This window comes from Ruminococcus albus AD2013 (genome assembly GCF_000526775.1).
Taxonomy (GTDB): domain Bacteria; phylum Bacillota; class Clostridia; order Oscillospirales; family Ruminococcaceae; genus Hominimerdicola; species Hominimerdicola alba_A.
On sequence record NZ_JAGS01000001.1, the window covers coordinates 1,545,202 to 1,563,735 of the forward strand.

General features: G+C 43.8%; 13 protein-coding genes. 6 read left to right on the forward strand and 7 right to left on the reverse strand.

Going from position 1 to position 18,534, the window contains the following annotated elements; all coding sequences use genetic code 11:
- Positions 1-114: 114 nt before the first annotated feature.
- Together N773_RS0106840 and N773_RS0106845 are read right to left on the reverse strand one after the other, a co-directional pair.
- Entirely contained in the window at positions 115-1,425 is a 1,311-nt protein-coding gene (locus N773_RS0106840; RefSeq protein WP_024857093.1) for a sensor histidine kinase, read from the reverse strand.
- On the reverse strand, positions 1,422-2,096 hold the full coding sequence (locus N773_RS0106845) for a response regulator transcription factor (RefSeq protein WP_024857094.1): 675 nt from the start codon (positions 2,094-2,096) through the stop codon (positions 1,422-1,424). The genes N773_RS0106840 and N773_RS0106845 overlap by 4 nt, the downstream gene beginning before the upstream one ends.
- Positions 2,097-2,486: 390 nt before the next feature.
- Here N773_RS0106845 and N773_RS0106850 point away from each other — a divergent pair, with 390 nt between their 5' ends.
- The 4 genes from N773_RS0106850 (at position 2,487) to N773_RS0106865 (ending at position 7,939) form a co-directional block, all read left to right on the forward strand.
- Positions 2,487-4,298 carry a glycoside hydrolase family 44 protein gene (locus tag N773_RS0106850; RefSeq protein ID WP_024857095.1) on the forward strand — a complete coding sequence of 604 codons (1,812 nt, stop codon included), beginning with the start codon at positions 2,487-2,489 and terminating at the stop codon, positions 4,296-4,298.
- Between the two features lie 228 nt (positions 4,299-4,526).
- Complete coding sequence (locus tag N773_RS0106855; RefSeq protein WP_024857096.1) at positions 4,527-5,423, forward strand: NPXTG-anchored protein; 897 nt, start codon at positions 4,527-4,529, stop codon at positions 5,421-5,423.
- A gap of 38 nt (positions 5,424-5,461) precedes the next feature.
- On the forward strand, positions 5,462-6,901 hold the full coding sequence (locus tag N773_RS0106860) for an ABC transporter substrate-binding protein (RefSeq protein WP_024857097.1): 1,440 nt from the start codon (positions 5,462-5,464) through the stop codon (positions 6,899-6,901).
- A gap of 246 nt (positions 6,902-7,147) precedes the next feature.
- A complete protein-coding gene (locus N773_RS0106865; RefSeq protein ID WP_051454265.1) occupies positions 7,148-7,939 on the forward strand; it encodes a helix-turn-helix domain-containing protein in 792 nt (263 codons plus the stop codon).
- 180 nt (positions 7,940-8,119) lie between these two features.
- Here N773_RS0106865 and bglS read toward each other — a convergent pair whose 3' ends face one another.
- The 3 genes from bglS to N773_RS0106880 form a co-directional block, all read right to left on the reverse strand.
- Positions 8,120-8,932: a beta-glucanase gene (gene bglS / locus N773_RS0106870; protein WP_024857099.1), complete on the reverse strand. Its 813-nt coding sequence runs from the start codon at positions 8,930-8,932 to the stop codon at positions 8,120-8,122.
- A gap of 153 nt (positions 8,933-9,085) precedes the next feature.
- Positions 9,086-9,892 carry a TIGR02452 family protein gene (locus N773_RS0106875; protein WP_024857100.1) on the reverse strand — a complete coding sequence of 269 codons (807 nt, stop codon included), beginning with the start codon at positions 9,890-9,892 and terminating at the stop codon, positions 9,086-9,088.
- Positions 9,893-9,936: 44 nt separating this feature from the next.
- Positions 9,937-11,664, reverse strand: coding sequence for a sensor domain-containing diguanylate cyclase (locus N773_RS0106880; RefSeq protein ID WP_024857101.1), 1,728 nt, complete (start codon positions 11,662-11,664; stop codon positions 9,937-9,939).
- Positions 11,665-11,995: 331 nt separating this feature from the next.
- Here N773_RS0106880 and N773_RS0106885 point away from each other — a divergent pair, with 331 nt between their 5' ends.
- Both N773_RS0106885 and N773_RS0106890 read left to right on the forward strand, forming a co-directional pair.
- Positions 11,996-12,658, forward strand: coding sequence for a hypothetical protein (locus N773_RS0106885; protein WP_024857102.1), 663 nt, complete (start codon positions 11,996-11,998; stop codon positions 12,656-12,658).
- A 90-nt stretch (positions 12,659-12,748) separates the two neighbouring features.
- Positions 12,749-13,918: an FprA family A-type flavoprotein gene (locus tag N773_RS0106890; protein ID WP_024857103.1), complete on the forward strand. Its 1,170-nt coding sequence runs from the start codon at positions 12,749-12,751 to the stop codon at positions 13,916-13,918.
- 192 nt (positions 13,919-14,110) lie between these two features.
- Here the strand turns inward: N773_RS0106890 and N773_RS0106895 are convergent, their stop codons facing one another.
- Positions 14,111-15,130, reverse strand: coding sequence for a hypothetical protein (locus N773_RS0106895; protein ID WP_024857104.1), 1,020 nt, complete (start codon positions 15,128-15,130; stop codon positions 14,111-14,113).
- 307 nt (positions 15,131-15,437) lie between these two features.
- Positions 15,438-18,311 carry an ABC transporter ATP-binding protein/permease gene (locus tag N773_RS0106900; RefSeq protein ID WP_024857105.1) on the reverse strand — a complete coding sequence of 958 codons (2,874 nt, stop codon included), beginning with the start codon at positions 18,309-18,311 and terminating at the stop codon, positions 15,438-15,440.
- Positions 18,312-18,534 lie beyond the last annotated feature (223 nt).

The following is an 18,534-nucleotide window of genomic DNA, read 5'->3' on the forward strand; positions in this document are numbered from 1 at the left end:
ACTTTCCTTTCCGTTTCTTTTCTTTACAGTAATCCAGATTTTCTTCTATGATTAAGAGTATAGACCCTCAACCTTAAATCTAGCTTAACCAATTTGATTCTTCCATAAATTTTTTTACAGACACCTGAGCCTTACAGTAAATACTATCTTGCCGTTTTCGGCTTTGCATGATATCTTTCCTTTATGAGATTCCGTAACAGCTTTGGCTACAGACAATCCTATGCCGTAGCCCGACTTAGTTTCACCGTCCTCGCGCTTACGGGACTTATCCGCCCTGTAAAAGCGATCAAACAGGCGTTCTGGCTGTTCGGGAGGTTCAGCACAGTCGTTCTTCACCCGAATGATGGCGTGTCTGCCGCTTGCCGTTTTTTCAACGGAAGCTTCTATACTGCCGCCCGCATCGCAATACTTTACGGCATTTTCGATAAGTATGGATACAAGCTGCCTTATGGAGGATACGTTGCCGTTCATACGGATACGCTCCTGTGTCCTGATCTCAAGGGATAGTCCCTTGTTTTCCGCAAGAGTCCTGAAAGGACCCGCGATCTCGTCAAATGCGTCGGACAAATCGAACTCTTCACATTCCAACTTAACGTTCTCCTCGTCCATACGCGACAATCTCAGCAGATCGGCTATGAGCCCATTTAGCCTTTCTATCTGATTTCTGATGCTTTGTGTCCACTCGCTCGGTTCACCTATCATCTCTATGACTTCGGTATTAGCCTGTATTATTGCCAGCGGGGTCTTGATCTCATGACCTGCATCAGTTATGAACATTTTCTGTTTTTCATAGTTTTCTATGAATGGTCTGACCGCGAACCGTGAGCACACGATAATAAGCAGGCAGACCAGCAGCCAGCCGCCGAGAGATATCGCTGCTGATATCAGCAGAAAAAGGCGCTGGGTGCGTATGTCTTCGCGGCAATCAAGAAAAACGTAAAGCGTTTCGCCCAAGTTTTCCCTTACCTCATATCGGTAATTGCCAAGGAATCCGGAGTTCTTCCCTGTTTGGCTGACTTCCTCGGCATAGTTCAGCGCATCGGCTGAAGTAACAGCTGCTATATGCCCCGTATTTATCTCAACGGGAACAAGCTCTCTGTTATAGCGAACGCAGAAATATCTGGTCTGATAACGGGTCTCTTCATTCAGCTTGAAGCCAAGATCAGGGAACCTTTTCCGTTCACCGTTCATCACGGGAGGGGAAAATGATCCACCGCCGGGAGCACTGCTGTGCATTTGTTCATGGCGCATACCGAATTCGGGGAAATCGCCGTCATTCTCGCAGAGTATTTCTATAAGCTGCATCTGGCGCTTGTGTGTCTCGCCGATATTTATGATATTTATCAGTCCCACAACTACCAGTTCCACCGCAAGAACGCTTGCGGCTGCTATCAGCACAAATTTGCGCCGCAGCCTTTTTATCATTCTTTTACCTCCAGGGTATATCCGACACCTCTGCTGGCTTTGATCTCGACATCGGCTCCTACAGATGCAAGCTTTTTCCTGATATAGGATATATAGACCCATACCACGCTTATCTCAGCCTCAGCATCAAAGCCCCATATCCTCTCCATAAGTTTTTCGGTGGAGATAAGTATATTTCGGTTGAGCATCAGCATTTCCAGCACCTGGAATTCTTTATTGCCGAGTCTTGTCTCGCCGTTTTCGGTGGAGATCACGAATCTTTCCCTGTCAAGTGTAACATTGCCTACTTTAAGCAAATTAGGTGAGAATTCAGTCTTTCGCCTTGTCATGGCTCTTATTCTCGCCAGGAGCTCACCCATAGCGAACGGCTTAGTGAGATAGTCATCCGCACCTGAATCCAATCCCGTTATCCTGTCTTCTACCTGAGATTTTGCAGTAAGAAGCAGCACAGGGGTCTGTATACCCTTTTCACGGATACGTCTGAGAACTGTGACACCATCCAAGCCGGGCATCATGATGTCAAGTATCACGCCGTCATATTCGGCGCCAATGATATAATCATAAGCGTCATTTCCGTTATATACCGCATCGACAGAATAGTTATTGTGTTTAAGGACTGCAACGAGAGCGTTGGACAGTTCCTTTTCATCTTCGGCCAGTAGCAATCTCATGGATATCAGCTCCTTTGCATAGTTTTTTATTATTTTAATCTTACCATGCAATGCTTAATTTTAATTTAAATTTTTAAATCATTATACCACATCTCACCCCATTTTGCAAGCTGTTTTGTAAATCTTTTGTACTTATTCAGCCGTTTGTACAAAAGAATGCCGCGTTTGACACTTTTTATGATAACATCAAAAATTGCTAAAATCAAGACCGATATTGCGAAAATACGCCATTTTTCTGACAGTTTTTGCTTAACAGGATGAAATAATAACAAAATTTCGTAATATACTATTGACGAATCCTAATTAATATGGTACAATATAGCTAATAATATAACTATATTATATGCTGTGTTCCTCAGCGGATCAGCATTCTCATATTCGGAGGAACCAATGGGAAAACTCAAAAGAGCTGCTGCAATGACGGCAGCCGCAGCTATACTCAGCATATGCACAATGGGTGCGGGTGCTGAGGGCGGATCGGTGGATATAGTCGTTGATCTTTCAAAAGAGAGCAAAACGATATCGCCGTACATCTTCGGTGTGAACGAAGAACTTATGGGCACATCGGTTATGCCTACCGCGATACGTGCGGGAGGCAACAGATCTTCTGCCTACAACTGGGAGACCAATGCTTCAAATGCAGGTTCGGACAAGGAGCATTTTTCGGATAATTATTTTCCGCAGATAATGGATAAGGAACTTGCAGATGTTCCCGGCGCCATGTCGATAAATCTCAGCAGAAAATGCAAGGAGAAGAACAGCGCCTATCCAATGACAACTCTACAGCTTGCAGGCTATGTTTCGGCTGATATGAACGGAGCGGTTTCCGAAGGTGAGAAAGCACCGTCGGACAGGTGGAACAAGGTGGAGATCACCAAGGGAAAAGAATTTGCTGACAGCCCCGATCTTACGGACGGGACTGTATATATGGATGAATATGTAAACTATCTGGTAAAGACTCTGGGTTCCGCCAAAAACGGCGGTATACGAGGGTATTCGATGGATAACGAACCTTCCCTGTGGCATATGACCCATGCGCGTATGCATCCCGAACAATGCACCTGTGCGGAGATAGTTGAGAAGAACACGGCTATGGCCAAGGCTGTCAAGGAGATAGACCCTGATGCAGAGGTCTTCGGACCTGCGCTTTTCGGATACAGCGCTTTCGATACTTTCTCTTCTGCAAAGGACTGGAAGAATATCAAGGCTGAAAGAAACGATTACCGCTGGTTCGTAGACTACTACCTTGACCAAATGAAGAAGGCCGAGGACGAAACAGGCACACGCCTGCTGGATGCGCTGGATGTTCATTACTATACCGAAGCTAAAGGTCCCTGCGGCGAACGTTCATGCAAGCATTATAATGACGAAGGCTGCGTTCAGGCCAGATTCGATTCGGTGAGAAGCCTGTGGGACGACACCTACAAAGAGGATAGCTGGATAACCGATACGGGCGGGACTTTCCTGCCGCTGCTGCCTAATCTGAAGCAGTCGATCGACCAATACTATCCAGGAACGAAGATAGCCATAACCGAATATGATTTCGGCGGAAGCTACGATATCTGCGGAGCGATAGCCGAAACAGACGCACTGGGCGCATTTATGGAGAACGATGTTTATCTCGCAACGCTTTTCGCTATGGAAGCTGATTATCAGTGTGCGGCGATAAACCTGTTTACTGATTTTGATGATAACGGCGGTCACTTCGGTGATACGCTGAGACATACCGAATCAAGCGATTTTGAAAGATCGTCGGCTTACGCTTCCACCTTCGGAGATAACAGCGATGTTGTCACACTGGTGGTAACAAACAAGTCCTTCAAGGACAAAACTACGGCGAATATCAAGATCAAGGGCGGAGAATACAGCTATGTGCATCTGTACGGACTGAATAATATCGCACCCCAGGTATTCAACATGAAAGATAACACCGAGAATAAGTCAGTTCAGGTGATGGATAACACCATAACATATGAGATGGAACCCGAGACCGTATCTTTGCTTCTGATAGCAAAGGATAAGGACTGCATTCCCGATTTTTCTGCGGGGATATCCGATAAAACGGAAAACTCCGATGCAGAAAAGAAAGGAAAAAAAGCTTCTAAAAATAACAAAGGCGTGATAGCCGCTGTTATAGGTGCTGCCGCGTTATGCGGTGCAGGCTTCGGGGTATTCCGTGCAAAGAAAAAGAATAAAACTTGACCGCAAATAATTTTTGCGCCGAAAGGAGTGATGTACGGCACAAGTTAACTAAAATGCCGAAAGGAGTTGAGAAATAAGGAGTAATTGGAGAACATGACCGAGGGTTATGTTAGATTTTCGATATTTAAGTGATATTTTTTATATAAAAAAGTCAATTTTTAAGTTATAATTGAGTCAACCTAAGGGCAGCGAATGCCCTTGCAATATAGTTTAACGGAGGAATTAAACATGAAGGCAAAAAGAATTTTTGCGGGTCTTTCCGCAACAGTGATCGCAGCAACACTTGCAATGACAGCATCAGCTACAAAGCTGACAGATAAGGTATATCCTAGCGAGACAAATGCTGATATCAATGACGCATACTATGGCATCGGAGCTATGGGGTTTTTCATGAACAATGACGGTAAATGGTCCTGGAACCAGAGCGACTGGTTCGGTATCGATGCAGAGGGTAAGATCTCTGTTGAATACAAGATCAGCCCTATCCTTGCTGACAAGACAATGTCCGACAAGGGCTCTCTGGGTGAGATGGGCGTTATGGTATGCAACGTTGATAAGGCTCTTGAAAAGGCAGGTCTTGACGATGCAAGCTATCCTATCGAGCTGACTGTTACAGACGCTAAATTCGTAGCTGAAGACGGCACTGAGACTGTATTCAATGATATGCTCAACGTAACAGAGATGCAGCGTGACGCTGAAGGCGATATCAGATTCCACATTCGTCCTGTTGACAAGGTAAACGAGGATACAGGTGATGTTGAAGTCGCTGCTACTCCCGAGACTGCAGGCTGGGAAGAGGAAGGCGCTTTCAACGGCGGTACACTGTACTTCACTATCGACTTCGGTGCACCTAAGGCAGAAGGCGGCGAGAGCACTGCCGAGTCCAAGACTGAGAGCAAGACTGAGTCCAAGACAGAGAGCACTGCTGACTCAAAGACTGATTCCAAGGCTGACAGCAAGGCTAACAATAATAACAAGAACGGCACAGGCACAGGAGCTACTTCTTCTGCAGCTTCCGACGCTACTGACAACACAAATTCCAACACCGGTGCAGCTACAGGTGCAGTACTTGGTCTGATGGCAGTTGCAGCAGCAGGCGCTATCGTTGCTAAGAAGAAGCACTGATAACCGATGACCATAGGGTCAACACGGAGGGATATAATATGAGAAAAATTAAGCTTACAGCAGCAGCACTTCTTGCACTGGCACTTTCAATCGGTATGGCAGCCTGCAGTTCAGGCAGCAGCGACGATTCAGACAAAAAGAGCGGCGACGCATCCTCTATGCCTGAAAAGAAGCTCGAAGAGAGCCAGCAAGACATTGTAACAAGACTTGCCGGTGAAATGGAAGATAAAGAGCTCGCAAACAACGAGATAGTTTGGTTCTCTTTCTACGATATCAATCCTACAGCTTCGGCTGACAAGGATATCGGCGTTGATCTGGCACTGTTCCAGACAAAATACAACGGTAAGATAATTTACAGACAGACTACTTGGGAAACTAAGTTCGATGACCTTGCTAACGCAATTCTGTCAGGTGATTCTCCTGACTTTATAGGTGCAGATGATATGGACGTTTTCCCCAAGGGTGCAATCAAGAGCATGATCGAGCCAATGGATGATTATGTTGACTTTGACAGCGAGCTGTGGAGCCCTATGAAATCTGCTAATGACCAGTTCATGTACAAGGGCGGTCACTATGTCGCAGTTTCACGTGTTGACCCCAGTTATATCTGGATCTATAATAAAAATGTAATGGAGGAAAATGGCTTTGAAGATCCCGCTGAGCTTTATTACAACGGCGAGTGGAATTGGGACAAGCTTTCAGAGATGTGCATTGAGTTCACCGACGAAGAAGCTGATAAATGGGCTATGGACGGCTGGTACTACGAAAATGCACTGACTGAATCCTCTGGTAAGCCTCTGGTAGGCATGGAGGACGGCAAGATCGTAAACAACATCAATACTCCCGAGCTTGCAAAAGCTCAGAATATGATGTACGAGCTCCAGAAGAATAACGTCGTTTATCCCAAGCATCTGCATGAGTGGAAGGTAAGAGGCGACGTATTCGGTACAGGTATCGCTTCCGGCGAGACACTGTTCTATCCCATCGGTCTTTGGGCAATAGAGGACGCACCCAGCACTACAGCTCCCTACGGCGATCTGTCCGCAGGTGAAGTAATGTTCGTGCCCGTTCCCTGCGCTAAGGATTCTGACAATATGTATGTTCCCTCAAGAGTTCACGGCTTCTGCATCGCAAAGGGTGCTAAGAATCCCGAGGGAGTTGCTGCTTGGCTCGACTGCACAAGATATGCAGAGATCGACGAGGCAGCTCACCAGATCACTCTTGACCAGTATAAAAACGACTATGGCTGGACCGACGAAATGCTTGAAATGCGTGACGAGATCTATGCAAGAGCTGCAGAGCATCCTGTATTTGAGTTCGCACAGGGCGTTTCCAGCGATCTTTCAAATCTGACCGATAGTATAATCAAGAATTCTATGAACCCTGCTGAGTCATACACATGGACTTCTACTGTTGCCGAGAACGAGAAGGCTCTCGATTATCTCATCAAAGAGGCCCAGGAAAAGACTGAGGAATAATATGATCTTGCTTTAATATCCTTCATTTTTATATTCCGGTTTTTCAAAACGGCGGGCTTTTTAAGTCCGCCGTTTTGGTTTTTCGGAAATTTGTATATTTTTTGAATGAGTTTTGTGATTTTGTCATATTTCACAGAATATCGGACTCGAATTTTGTCAACATATGCGAAATTCTGTGAAATCTGACAAATATGTTAGCTGATCAGCTTAACTATGTGCTGACGTATTTTTGACAAGGAGACAAAAATGTGGTATGATACTATTAAACAGACATCTGTGAAAGGGGCGCTCTTCGTGGGCATCAACAAGGAACTTTCCCAACGTGAATTTATTCAGCGCGAAACGGGCGAAACACACTCGCCTTATGAGAAGGAGCTGGAGTTCTACTCTGCTGTAGCAGCAGGCAATATCGAACGTGTGCGCAAGCTGTATACTCCGCTGGCTGTTGAAGGCTACGGCAAACTCAGTGATGATCCCGTTCGCAATGTAAAATATCATCTGACTATCACTATTGCACTGATTGCCAGATTCTGCATTGAAAAAGGTCTGCCTACCGAGACCAGTTACACTATAAGCGATATTTTCATCAACAGGCTGGATGTTGCCACCGACATTCATCAGCTTGAGGATATCCATCGTGAGGTATTCATAGAATATGCAAAGCGTATGCAAAAGGTAAATTCAGGCAACGCATATTCAAAGCACGTTCTGATGTGTCTGGATATTATCTACGACAACATTTACAACGGTGTACGTGTTCAGGAGATCGCTGACAGGCTTGGGCTGACTCCCCAGTACCTCTCTAAGCTTTTCAAGCAGGAGGTAGGCATGACCATATCTGAATACATCATGTCCAGGAGAATACAGGCAGCTGAAAATATGCTGAAATTCTCAGAGTACACTCCGCTGGATATCGGAAATTACCTGAATTTCAGCTCTCACAGCCATTTTATCGCCTGCTTCAGAAAGCATACCGGTCTGACACCTAAGCAGTACCGCGAGAATTATTTCAGAATAAGCTGGCAGCACAGAGAATAACAGCAAAGACGTTTCCGCGTATGCAGAAACGTCTTTTTCAATCCACTATTTATGACAGCAAAAGAAAAGACCCTATGAAAGGGTCTTAGTCTTTGTCAGACGTGTGTGAACGCCGGACGGATATATGGATATGGTTGGGTATCATTGCTCCCCTTTCGGAAAGCAACGGAAGAAAGCTTATTATTCAGCCGCTGTAAAGCGTGCGAACTGATATTCAGCGGTGATAGGAGTGGTGCCGTCATATTTGCCGAGCCAGCTGTCAACACCCTTGCCGTTCCAAGCGTTCATCATGATCTTGCCGGGAGTTACAGGCAAATTCTCGGTGGCAGTGTATACTGCTTCGCCATCAACATACCAAGTTATGGCATCTTCTTTCCACTCAAAACCATAGGTGTGGAATTCTTCGGAAGCATCATAGCCAAGGTCGTAGAGATATTCGTGATTGCCTTTACCGTTGGTGTAGTAATTGAACTGCACCTTTGTAGTATCCTTGCCAAGAAACTCGATATCTATCTCGTCCCATGGATTATTGTCGGAAGGACCTGTATAAGTAAAGAAGGAGGAAACTACGCCGACATTCTTCATAGGTTTCATGCTGACTTCGTAAAGTCCGTAACCATAGAAATCGTTGGAGCGGTACTCTGCAGCATTGTATTCATCTTCAATAGCACTGCTGATAGTCAGCTTCATCAGACCATCCTCAAAGGTTACATTATCCTTTTTCCATGTGCAGTCGAAAGGCGAGCCGTTAGACCAGCCATCTGAGCAAATAAAGCTTGCGGATTCACCTTTTGAAAAATCAGCCAGTACAGTATAAGGACTGTCGTCCTCGGTTACTGCTTCTTCAACAGATTCAGTTTGCTCAGCAGATTCTATCTCAACGGCGGAAGATTTTGTTTCAGCCTTGCTGCTGTCGGATGTTTTGGTATCTCCACAGGAAGCAAACGACATAACAGTTATAAAAGCAAGCATTGATGTAACTATTTTTTTCATGCGATATCCTCCGTTCATTTTTAAAAACAATTCCGTTTTTTACCCTTTGATCAAATATCTGTATTCGTTTTCATTGACTATATAATACAACTTTTTTTGAGAAAACTATATCACGCAAATAATTTTTATATCAAAATTATAACTCAACCGCGATTATCTATCCGAGAATGTTTCACGGAAAGCGGTGATATTTTTGCCGTCCGTTTTACCGTAAACAGCAAAAACTATGTGGGTGAAACATTTTTCATAGCCTTCGTCTATCAGGACTTTTCTGAAATATCCTGATACTTTCTGCGGTGAGTTTCCAAAAGCTCCGCAGCCCCATGCACCCAAAACAAGTTCTTTACAGCCGTGGGAAGCTGCTATATGCAGCATGATCCTTATACGGGAGATCATGGTAGCTTCTATAAGGCTGTCGGAAGCTAAAAATGCAGCACCACGCCTGTTTGGCGCGGGTATTGTGATGACTGAAACCTTGAAAGGATCTGCCTTCAGCTTAAGATCACTGCTGCGAATGACCCATACCTCAGGTGAAAAGAGCATATAATCTGATTCCACCTTGCTGAGGTGGGTATTATTGTAGCGGTACATCACGCTTGCTGTCTTAGATGTGATGGAACTGTAAAGCGTACTGCATCTGCACAGTGATTCTTCCTGGGCTGATGCACCGAGACGGAAACCACCACCTGGATTGTGTGCATTTGCGAAATTCATGACCATTGGTTCTGTCAATCTGCCTGCGGCCGTAAAAGAATCTTCGCAGGTGACCTCGATCATACAGGGCGCACCGACATGGTATTCCGAAATATCCTTATTCAGCATAGCTTTGCCCATTTCGGGAGTTATCACTTCTACTGCGGAAGTATCATGCTTTGGCAGAGTAACCTTTTTTCCGTCAGCGGTATACTCAAGCTCGGAAGTTATTTTTATCGTTTCTTTTGCTATTGCTATATTGTTCATCTAGTCACCTTCAAAAAAAGCCCGAAAAAACTTCGGGCTTCAGATCATACCACAACGACCCTGTTCTTGCCGTTATGTTTAGCATCATAAAGTGCTGAATCAACACGAATAAGGAGTTTATCAAGAGTATCGTCGGCTTTGGCTTCGGTAACGCCGACACTTATAGTGCGATGACCTGCCAGAGGGAAATTGATCTCCCTGAAAGCACTGCACATCTCCCCTGCTGCAACAATTGCACTGTTGATGTCATTAGGCAACAATACCATGAACTCCTCACCGCCCCATCTTCCTGCGGAAGCATAATTTCCGCGGCTGGAAATACCGTCTTTCAGCATTTTCGCCAGACCAATGATGACATTATCACCCTCGTTGTGACCATAGGTATCGTTGACAGACTTGAAGTTGTCGATATCTATCATTATCAGCGAAAGCTTTTCACCGCTGAGAAGGCGTTCGTTTATCCTGCGCTGAATTTCGGCACGATTATAAAGCTTGGTAAGACCGTCGAGGATAGCAGATTCTTCAAGTTCGCGGAATGCAGCATTTATATAGTTCGCCAGACGGTTTATAAGCGCCATTTTACCTGTAAATTCGCTTTCATCTATCTCCAGTGTCTTTTTTGGGATATCATCAGCCAGACCCTCACGCATACCTACAAGTACCATAGTTACGTTATGCTGATTTAAGTACTTACCGGTACGCAGAAATTCACCGGAGGTGTAAAATCCGGAAGTCGGCGCAATGCCGCAGAATGGCTTGGACTCCTTGGATATCTCGTTATTGCCCCAGAAGCTTCGTCTTGCGGCGCAGGAAAATATCTGCACTATCTCCGGTCGGAAATCACGTATTCTTGTACCCTCTTCACGAACGCTTTCCAGTATCGTGCCGGGGTCGCCGTATGCAAGCTGTGCATACTCGTCGGACTCGATATCAGATGTCATTATAAGTGAACCGTCATCAAGGCTGGCAGTTGGTGCACGCAGTATACTAATGCCGTGGCATTTATAGAAAAACGGAAATTCCAGTGAGTGGTTGAAAAAGTGGGCATCGTTTTTGATGTTGAGATACTTATAGTAAACATCATAGGCAGGAGCTCCGTCCAGTTCATAGAGCCTGCTGCCCTCTGAACGGGTGACATGAAGCATCTTGCCGAGAGGTTTCCAGCCTGTTACATATGTCGAATCGATAGCGAGGTCTTCGCCGCCAAGCAGCCAGAAAACTACTCCGCCTGAAGATATGCCGCCGTTTTTTGAGAAAACACAGGCTTCCTCATTATTGATATCCGATGCGAAAGCTCCGCCGCCGAATATCTGTATATCAGCTCTTGAATTGCTTAGATTTTCACAGAAGCCTGTCATGGACATTCCTCTGATAGTTGTCACCAGCTCAACTGCCTTGACCCAGGGATTCTCGTCAATTAGATGAAGAATATCGCCTGTTACGCTGTCCGCCGTTTGGTCGGAAAGCTCGTATTGTCTGAACAGCATTTTAGTCGAGGGATATTCAAACACAGTGCATATGATAGTTATATCATTTTCCGAAAACTCTCCGCCGATGATATTGCCGTTGGTTGAACAGCCGAAGTATTCAGCCTGTGGCATGGCAGACTCTATGATAGAGCAGACATGGCTTATCTTTTCTCTGTCGACCTGTTCGGAATATATCTGAAAAACTATATGCGAGTAAACGCTCGAATCGCACCACAGACGTATTTTAGTAAGCTCGGTCTTCAGCGAAAAGTCGTTATAATAATCAAACTGAAATTGTCTCAAGGGCTCTGCCTCCATTCGGTAAAACGTAAAACTTAGTTGATCCCTATGAATTATTATACCACATTTTTTCCAAAACTTCAAGAGAGTTTTAAAAATTATATTATTTTATTTGTACATAATTATCCTTTCGAAATATATAAAACAATTCATTAAAAAATAAAATTGATTCACGAATTGACATTTTCATTAATGCTTGGTATAATAAAAATAAACGAAGCAATGATACCAAAATTAAAAAACTTTATCAGCTAAATTGAAGATAATAAAGGACCTAAATATATTTGAGATGTAGGTATTTAAAGCGGGTACAGCGCAAAAAGGAGGCGTTCTCGTGAAGAAGAACTGGTTGATCTCTCCGCCTGACAGGGGAGAAAAAGTCCCGAAAAGGGGCAGAGGCAGACAGACTATGGAAAATCTGGCGCATAATACTGCTGTATTCGCGGGCAGCAAATGCAGACTTCTGCACGGACAGAGTACAAAACCACTCTGCGATATGCGCTACGGCACATACCCCCTCAGCTGGAACGGCTGTGAACTCATTGCCTGCTACAACTGCGCTGTTCTTCTCGGACGAAAGATAACATTTCCGCAGGTTGTGTTCGAGTTTGAGTTAAACAAAATGCACTATATTTTCCCGAACGGCTACTGGGGTACCGCACCAAAGAAGCTGTGGTACTTTTTCAAAAAGCACGATATGCCCTATCGTTCATTCCGCAACGGTGAGCAATTCGCAAAATACGCAAAAACAGAAAAAGCATCCTGTGGTATAATCTCTTTCTGGAACAACGAACGTTCAACAGCAAAATTCCACGGGCTTGATTTTTTCAGCGGCGGACTGCATACCGTAGCATATATATACCGCGCAGGGAGATTTTACATCTACAATCTCTACGGCAAAGATACATCGGTGCGGTCTTTTACAAACATCAGCGATGTTTACAGCGACAATCGGTTCATCATAGGGTATATCTTTGACGGGAATATCAATGATTGATATTTCTCTGAATTACCACGTATGATTCAGGTTGACAATCCGCCCGCGATGTGATACAATAAATGTATACAAGATCAGGAGGTAATCACAATGGCAGATGTAAAAATTTCCGAAAGCATAGTATATATAGGTGCTGACGACAAGGATATCGATCTCTTTGAAAGTCAGTACGATGTTCCCAACGGTATGGCTTACAATTCTTATGCTATACTCGATGAAAAGGTTTGTATCATGGATACAGCCGACAAGAGAGTAAGCGATGTATGGCTTGCGAATGTCAAAAAGGCTTTGGGCGACAGAAAGGCTGACTATCTGGTAGTTCAGCACGTTGAACCCGATCATTCAGGTAATATCGCAAAGCTGATGGCTGAATATCCCGATATGAAGGTTGTCGGCAATGCAAAGACTTTCACCATGCTGGGACAGTTCTTTGATATTCCAGATATCGGCGCTCGTTCTATCACAGTTAAAGAGGGCGATACCCTTGAACTGGGCAGCCACACCCTGAAATTCTTCATGACTCCTATGGTACACTGGCCCGAGGTCATGATGACATATGAAGTAAGCGAAGGCGCATTCTTCTCAGCTGACGCTTTCGGCAAGTTCGGTACACTCGATACTGATGAGGACTGGGCTTGCGAAGCAAGAAGATACTATTTCAATATAGTCGGCAAGTACGGCGCACAGGTTCAGGCTGTGCTTAAAAAGGCAGCTGCGCTTGATATCAAGATGATACTCCCACTCCACGGCCCGATACTGACCGAAAATCTGGGTTATTACATTGATCTTTACAATACATGGTCAAGCTACGAACCCGAGAACAAGGGTATATTCATCGCCTGCGCTTCTATACACGGCAACACCCTTGCAGCCGCTGAAAAGCTGAAAGAAATGCTGGAAGCAAAGGGCGCTGAAAAGGTTTCCCTCTCCGATATTACCCGCGACGATCAGGCAGAAGCTGTTGAAGACGCATTCCGTTACGACAGGCTGGTACTGATGTCTTCATCTTATGACGGCGGCGTGTTCCCTCCTATGGAAGAACTGCTGATGCACCTGCGTGACAAGACATACAGAAACAGAAAGATCGCCATCGTTGAGAACGGTTCATGGGCACCTTCGGCTGCAAGAGTCATCAAGGGATATGTTGAGAAATTCAAGGATATCACCCTTGTTGAACCTGTTGTTACCATAAAGTCCGCACTGAACGCCGAGAGCGAAAAGGCTCTGGAAGAACTTGCAGACGCGCTGACCGCTAAGTGATAATAAACTGATATATAAAATTACGCCATAGTATTTCCGTTATCTTTCGGGGATACTATGGCGGTTTTGTTTTTTAGATATTTGGGTAGACACGTAGAATTATTTCAATTCAAAATTCTTAATCCATTTTGAAGTGATCTATCCATAAGAAAAAGATGCCATTATCATGGCATCTCATTCAATAGGATATTATCAGGCTTTAAAACCGTTGAATTTGTATACTGCGTCAGCATCGTTTCCGTTGCCGTTTCTCTGGCTGTTTGTATTGAAATACATTCCATTGTCATTTATACCGATACTCTCTATCTCAAACAGGCTGTTATACCAGCCATCATTCACCTTGAAAGAAAGATTGTTTGAAGAATAAGCGGTCTGAGTACCCTTAGCATTGCCATCCAAGGCGTTATTTATCTTTGAAGAAATATTATCATACACGATAACAACACTCTCGTTGGAATATCTTCTTGAAACAGGAACATAAAGCTTGCCCTTTGTATAGTGCATACCCTGGTGAGAGTGTGTGCCCGTATTGGAATCAAAATTCATGGGATAGCTTTTACCGTTTATCTTTACATTATCGGTGTCTATTTTGAAAACAGGGATAGCATATACAGTAGCGCTCGCCCAGTTCTGACCGACTGTCAAATAATAAGCCTGCTTGCCTTTCTTCACGAGTATCTTTACATAACCATCTGTTGTTCCAAGATAAGTGATACCCGAAAAGCTTATATTATTGCTGTTGGTGCTGCTTTTTATGTTGAATTGACCTACCTTGTAGACCTTTCTGCCATCGACTTTCAGTTTGACAAGCTGATATCCGCTTTCATATCCGGTAGCAACATAAAGATATGTCTTTCCATTTTCAGCATGAGCAAACATATCATTTGCATGACCAAGTACATTAGTAAAATAGTCATGCGATTTACCATTCTGGTCGATATATTTGAGCTGATAATTCTTGTTATCAGCGATGCTGTATCTTGTGATAGCTGCCTTGCTACTATCGGTAGTAACTTTAGCGCAATAGATATACGAAGTTCCCACAGCCATTCCCTGCATTGAGTATAGCTTGCTATTTCCAAATGTATCATATACTCCGTATACATAATTATAGGAAGTGTAGCAGGCTGCCTGTGCAGGAAGTACAGTCACAGTGCTAAAACAAAGTACCGCCGAAATAACAGCGGATATGAGTTTTTTCTTGTTGAACATAGTTATCCTCCATTTATACAAATATTTAATAGTAAGATTATAACAATTAAACACATATTTGTCAATATCATATTGGAACATATTATAATTTAAATTGGAAGTAATTTTTGTTAAATCAACATTTATCGTTTCACTTATTTGCATAATTGTGATTTTTTTGCTTTAGTCTCTTGATATTGCGTGCATCCTAATAAAATAACCGCAATAATATTTTTATACAATTCAATATAGAAAGTATATATATTACCATTAGGATATAAACCCGCCGATGTGCTTAATATAAACACATCGGCGGGAAAATTATATATCATTCTGTTCTGAGTGCCGTGACAGGGTCTTTCTTGGCTGCTTTCTTCGCGGGGATAAAGCCGCCTATAAGTGTCAGGAATATGCTGAGGGCTATCAGTACAAATGCACTCAGCACAGGGAGAGATGCATTAACATCATCTGTTTCTGCCACTTGGTGTATCACTGCATTGCCGGGTATCAGCATCAGGAGAGTAAGTCCTATACCTATAATACCCGAACAAAGTCCGATGATAAATGTTTCAGCATTGAATACCTGAGAGATATTCCTCTTTGAAGCACCTATCGCACGGAGGATACCTATCTCCTTTGTTCTTTCGAGAACGGAGATATAGGTTATAATACCTATCATTATGGAGGATACTATCAGCGACACAGCAACAAAAGCTATCAGCACATAGGATATTGTATTTACTATCGTTGTCACCGAGGACATCAACAGACCTACATAATCGGTGTAGGTTATCTGGTCTTCAGCACCTGCCTCATTGTTGTAGTCCTGGATACATTGTGCTATGGCGTCCTTTGATTCAAAATCGTCTGCGTAAATATCTATTGATGAAGGTGCATCTAGACTTACAACCCCAAGTGTCGAGAGTGTATCATCATAGTTGCCGTTTGAGATATACATATCATATATCATCAGCATTACATTATCATCGGGAGATTCAAGATATTCATCAAGTAATTGCGACATATCCATCTCGCTCATATTCTCGGGGTCTGCCATTGCATCAGGCATATCGGGGATATCTGCGTTTTCTGTTGTTTCAGCATCATCGGACTCCCCTGTTTTATCTGCTTTTTCTGAGTTGCTCTGTTTCTGGATCTCCCCTGAAATTTCAGGTATAATACCCGAAAGATCATCCATGGACATTCCTGCCATCGACATCATGGACATACTGTCCATGGACTGCATCATCATAGTGTAAATACCAGCTTTTTCACTTGTGTTAAGGCTTCTTATATATGTCTTTGCATCCTCGATCTTCTGCTTATCATCGGCAGCTTCAAAGCTAAGACCGTTTATGACATTTATATCCTTGTTTGCCAGCTGTTCTTTTACAATTTCGCTGTTGTTGGTATGATCTATCAGGTAATTTGTCAGCGCCGAGGTATAACCGATCGGTGTGTTGATCAGCTGAACATCGGAATCAGCGTTAGGCTTGATGATACCGGCTATCTTCAGCTTTATTGCACTGTCTATCATTCCCTCTATGGCTGTATTGTCAGACGATATATTATCATATGTGCCGTTCTCGTTCTTTATGAAAAGATCACACTGGGGGATAAGATAATAATCCTTAGCACAGATATCAGCATAATCCAGCTTTTTGGATTCTATTTTGACCTCTTTACCTGCATCTATCTGATCCATGATATCTTTATATTCCTGTGATGGAAGGATACCGAGTTCATAGAGAACAGTTGCTGAGACTTCATTGTTTTCATCAAGTACAAGTACGACCTCATCGTAATTTTCAGGATACTTACCGTATAGGACTTCATAATTCTCAGTCATAACATTGCTGACCTGATTACCGTCAGCCCCTGCGATAAGCTGTGAAAAATCAGATGCATAAGCGCCGCCCATCATACCCATTACATCCCTGCCTTCCAGAGGAGTTGCCTTTCTGGAACTGAGGGTACTGCCGTCGGTGTTGACGAATTCGCCGTTTTCATCATAGGTGAATACGCCGAATTTTGTATCGTAGGAATAAACTATGCCGTTCTCACCCACGTATTTATTTATCTCACTGTCTTTATCGTCAAGATATTTTTTAAAAGCGGTCAGGTTGTTTTGGGTGAGGCTCATTGTCATAGCCGCCCTGTCCTCAAAATCAGAGTTGTCAGCATAAACGCCGTCCATATCGTGAGTTTTTTCTTCTTCGCTCTGCCTGCCCATGGGAGTGTTTTCGATCACAGCGCTCATATCAAAAGTCTGAGCTTCGATACTTATGGGATACGACGCCATGGTGCTTTTCTGTACATCACTGATATAATTGTTTACACCATTTGACAGCGAAAGTATCATCGCGATACCGATGATACCGATAGAGCCTGCAAAAGAGGTCAGCAGAGTTCTTCCCTTTTTGGTACGCAGATTGTTGAAACTCAGCCCCAGAGAAGTCAGCGGTGACATTGACGATCTGCCCATGTTCTTGTGCTCGGGTGAGGCAAGTTCGTCCTCATCTACCTCATAAGGGTTGGAATCGTTTATCATTTTTCCGTCTTTGAGTTTTACTATCCTGTTGGCATATTCCTCCGCAAGTTCGGGGTTATGCGTAACCATTATGACCAGCCTGTCCTTTGCGACTTCCGCAAGCAAGTCCATAACCTGTACACTGGTCTCGGAATCAAGAGCACCTGTCGGTTCGTCAGCAAGGAGTATATCGGGGTCGTTTACCAATGCTCTCGCGATAGCAACACGCTGCATCTGTCCGCCCGACATCTGATTGGGACGCTTGTGTATCTGTTCTCCAAGTCCCACTTTTTCAAGCGCTTCTTTAGCACGTCTTTTTCTTTCGGACTTTGAGATACCAGAAATGGTCAGGGCAAGTTCAACATTTGAAAGCACGCTCTGGTGCGGGATAAGGTTGTAGCTTTGGAACACGAAACCTATTGTATGGTTACGGTAGCTGTCCCAGTCCCTGTCCTTGTACTTTTTTGTGGATATCCCGTTGATGATCAGGTCGCCGCTGTCGTAGCGGTCAAGTCCGCCCACGATATTCAGCAGAGTCGTCTTGCCCGAACCCGAAGGGCCCAGTATCGCAACAAACTCATTGTCACGGAAATTAAGGCTGACCCCGTCCAGCGCGGTCTGTTTCAGGTCACCTGTGATGTACTCCTTTCGGATGTCTTTGATCTTTAACATTTGCTCTCCTTCTTTCGTCTGTCTTTATATATTTAGTAGTACAGAGTTTTCACAGCATCAAGATCAAATCCGCCCGCTGAGAAAAACTCGATAAATTTTATTTTATCACACCTTGAACAACTACAAGTAATAACTATGTGATAATCATGTGAAATCGATCAAAGAACAGGTGATACAGATATGGTATTTACTTAACAGAAATTTTGTGCTATAATTATTTACA

Bases quoted from the DNA above. Each gene is read 5' to 3' on its own strand.
- N773_RS0106840 (WP_024857093.1), bottom strand. From the start codon at position 1,425: ATGATAAAAAGGCTGCGGCGCAAATTTGTGCTGATAGCAGCCGCAAGC.
- N773_RS0106845 (WP_024857094.1), bottom strand. From the start codon at position 2,096: ATGAGATTGCTACTGGCCGAAGATGAAAAGGAACTGTCCAACGCTCTC.
- N773_RS0106850 (WP_024857095.1), top strand. From the start codon at position 2,487: ATGGGAAAACTCAAAAGAGCTGCTGCAATGACGGCAGCCGCAGCTATA.
- N773_RS0106855 (WP_024857096.1), top strand. From the start codon at position 4,527: ATGAAGGCAAAAAGAATTTTTGCGGGTCTTTCCGCAACAGTGATCGCA.
- N773_RS0106860 (WP_024857097.1), top strand. From the start codon at position 5,462: ATGAGAAAAATTAAGCTTACAGCAGCAGCACTTCTTGCACTGGCACTT.
- N773_RS0106865 (WP_051454265.1), top strand. From the start codon at position 7,148: ATGTGGTATGATACTATTAAACAGACATCTGTGAAAGGGGCGCTCTTC.
- bglS (WP_024857099.1), bottom strand. From the start codon at position 8,932: ATGAAAAAAATAGTTACATCAATGCTTGCTTTTATAACTGTTATGTCG.
- N773_RS0106875 (WP_024857100.1), bottom strand. From the start codon at position 9,892: ATGAACAATATAGCAATAGCAAAAGAAACGATAAAAATAACTTCCGAG.
- N773_RS0106890 (WP_024857103.1), top strand. From the start codon at position 12,749: ATGGCAGATGTAAAAATTTCCGAAAGCATAGTATATATAGGTGCTGAC.
- N773_RS0106895 (WP_024857104.1), bottom strand. From the start codon at position 15,130: ATGTTCAACAAGAAAAAACTCATATCCGCTGTTATTTCGGCGGTACTT.
- N773_RS0106900 (WP_024857105.1), bottom strand. From the start codon at position 18,311: ATGTTAAAGATCAAAGACATCCGAAAGGAGTACATCACAGGTGACCTG.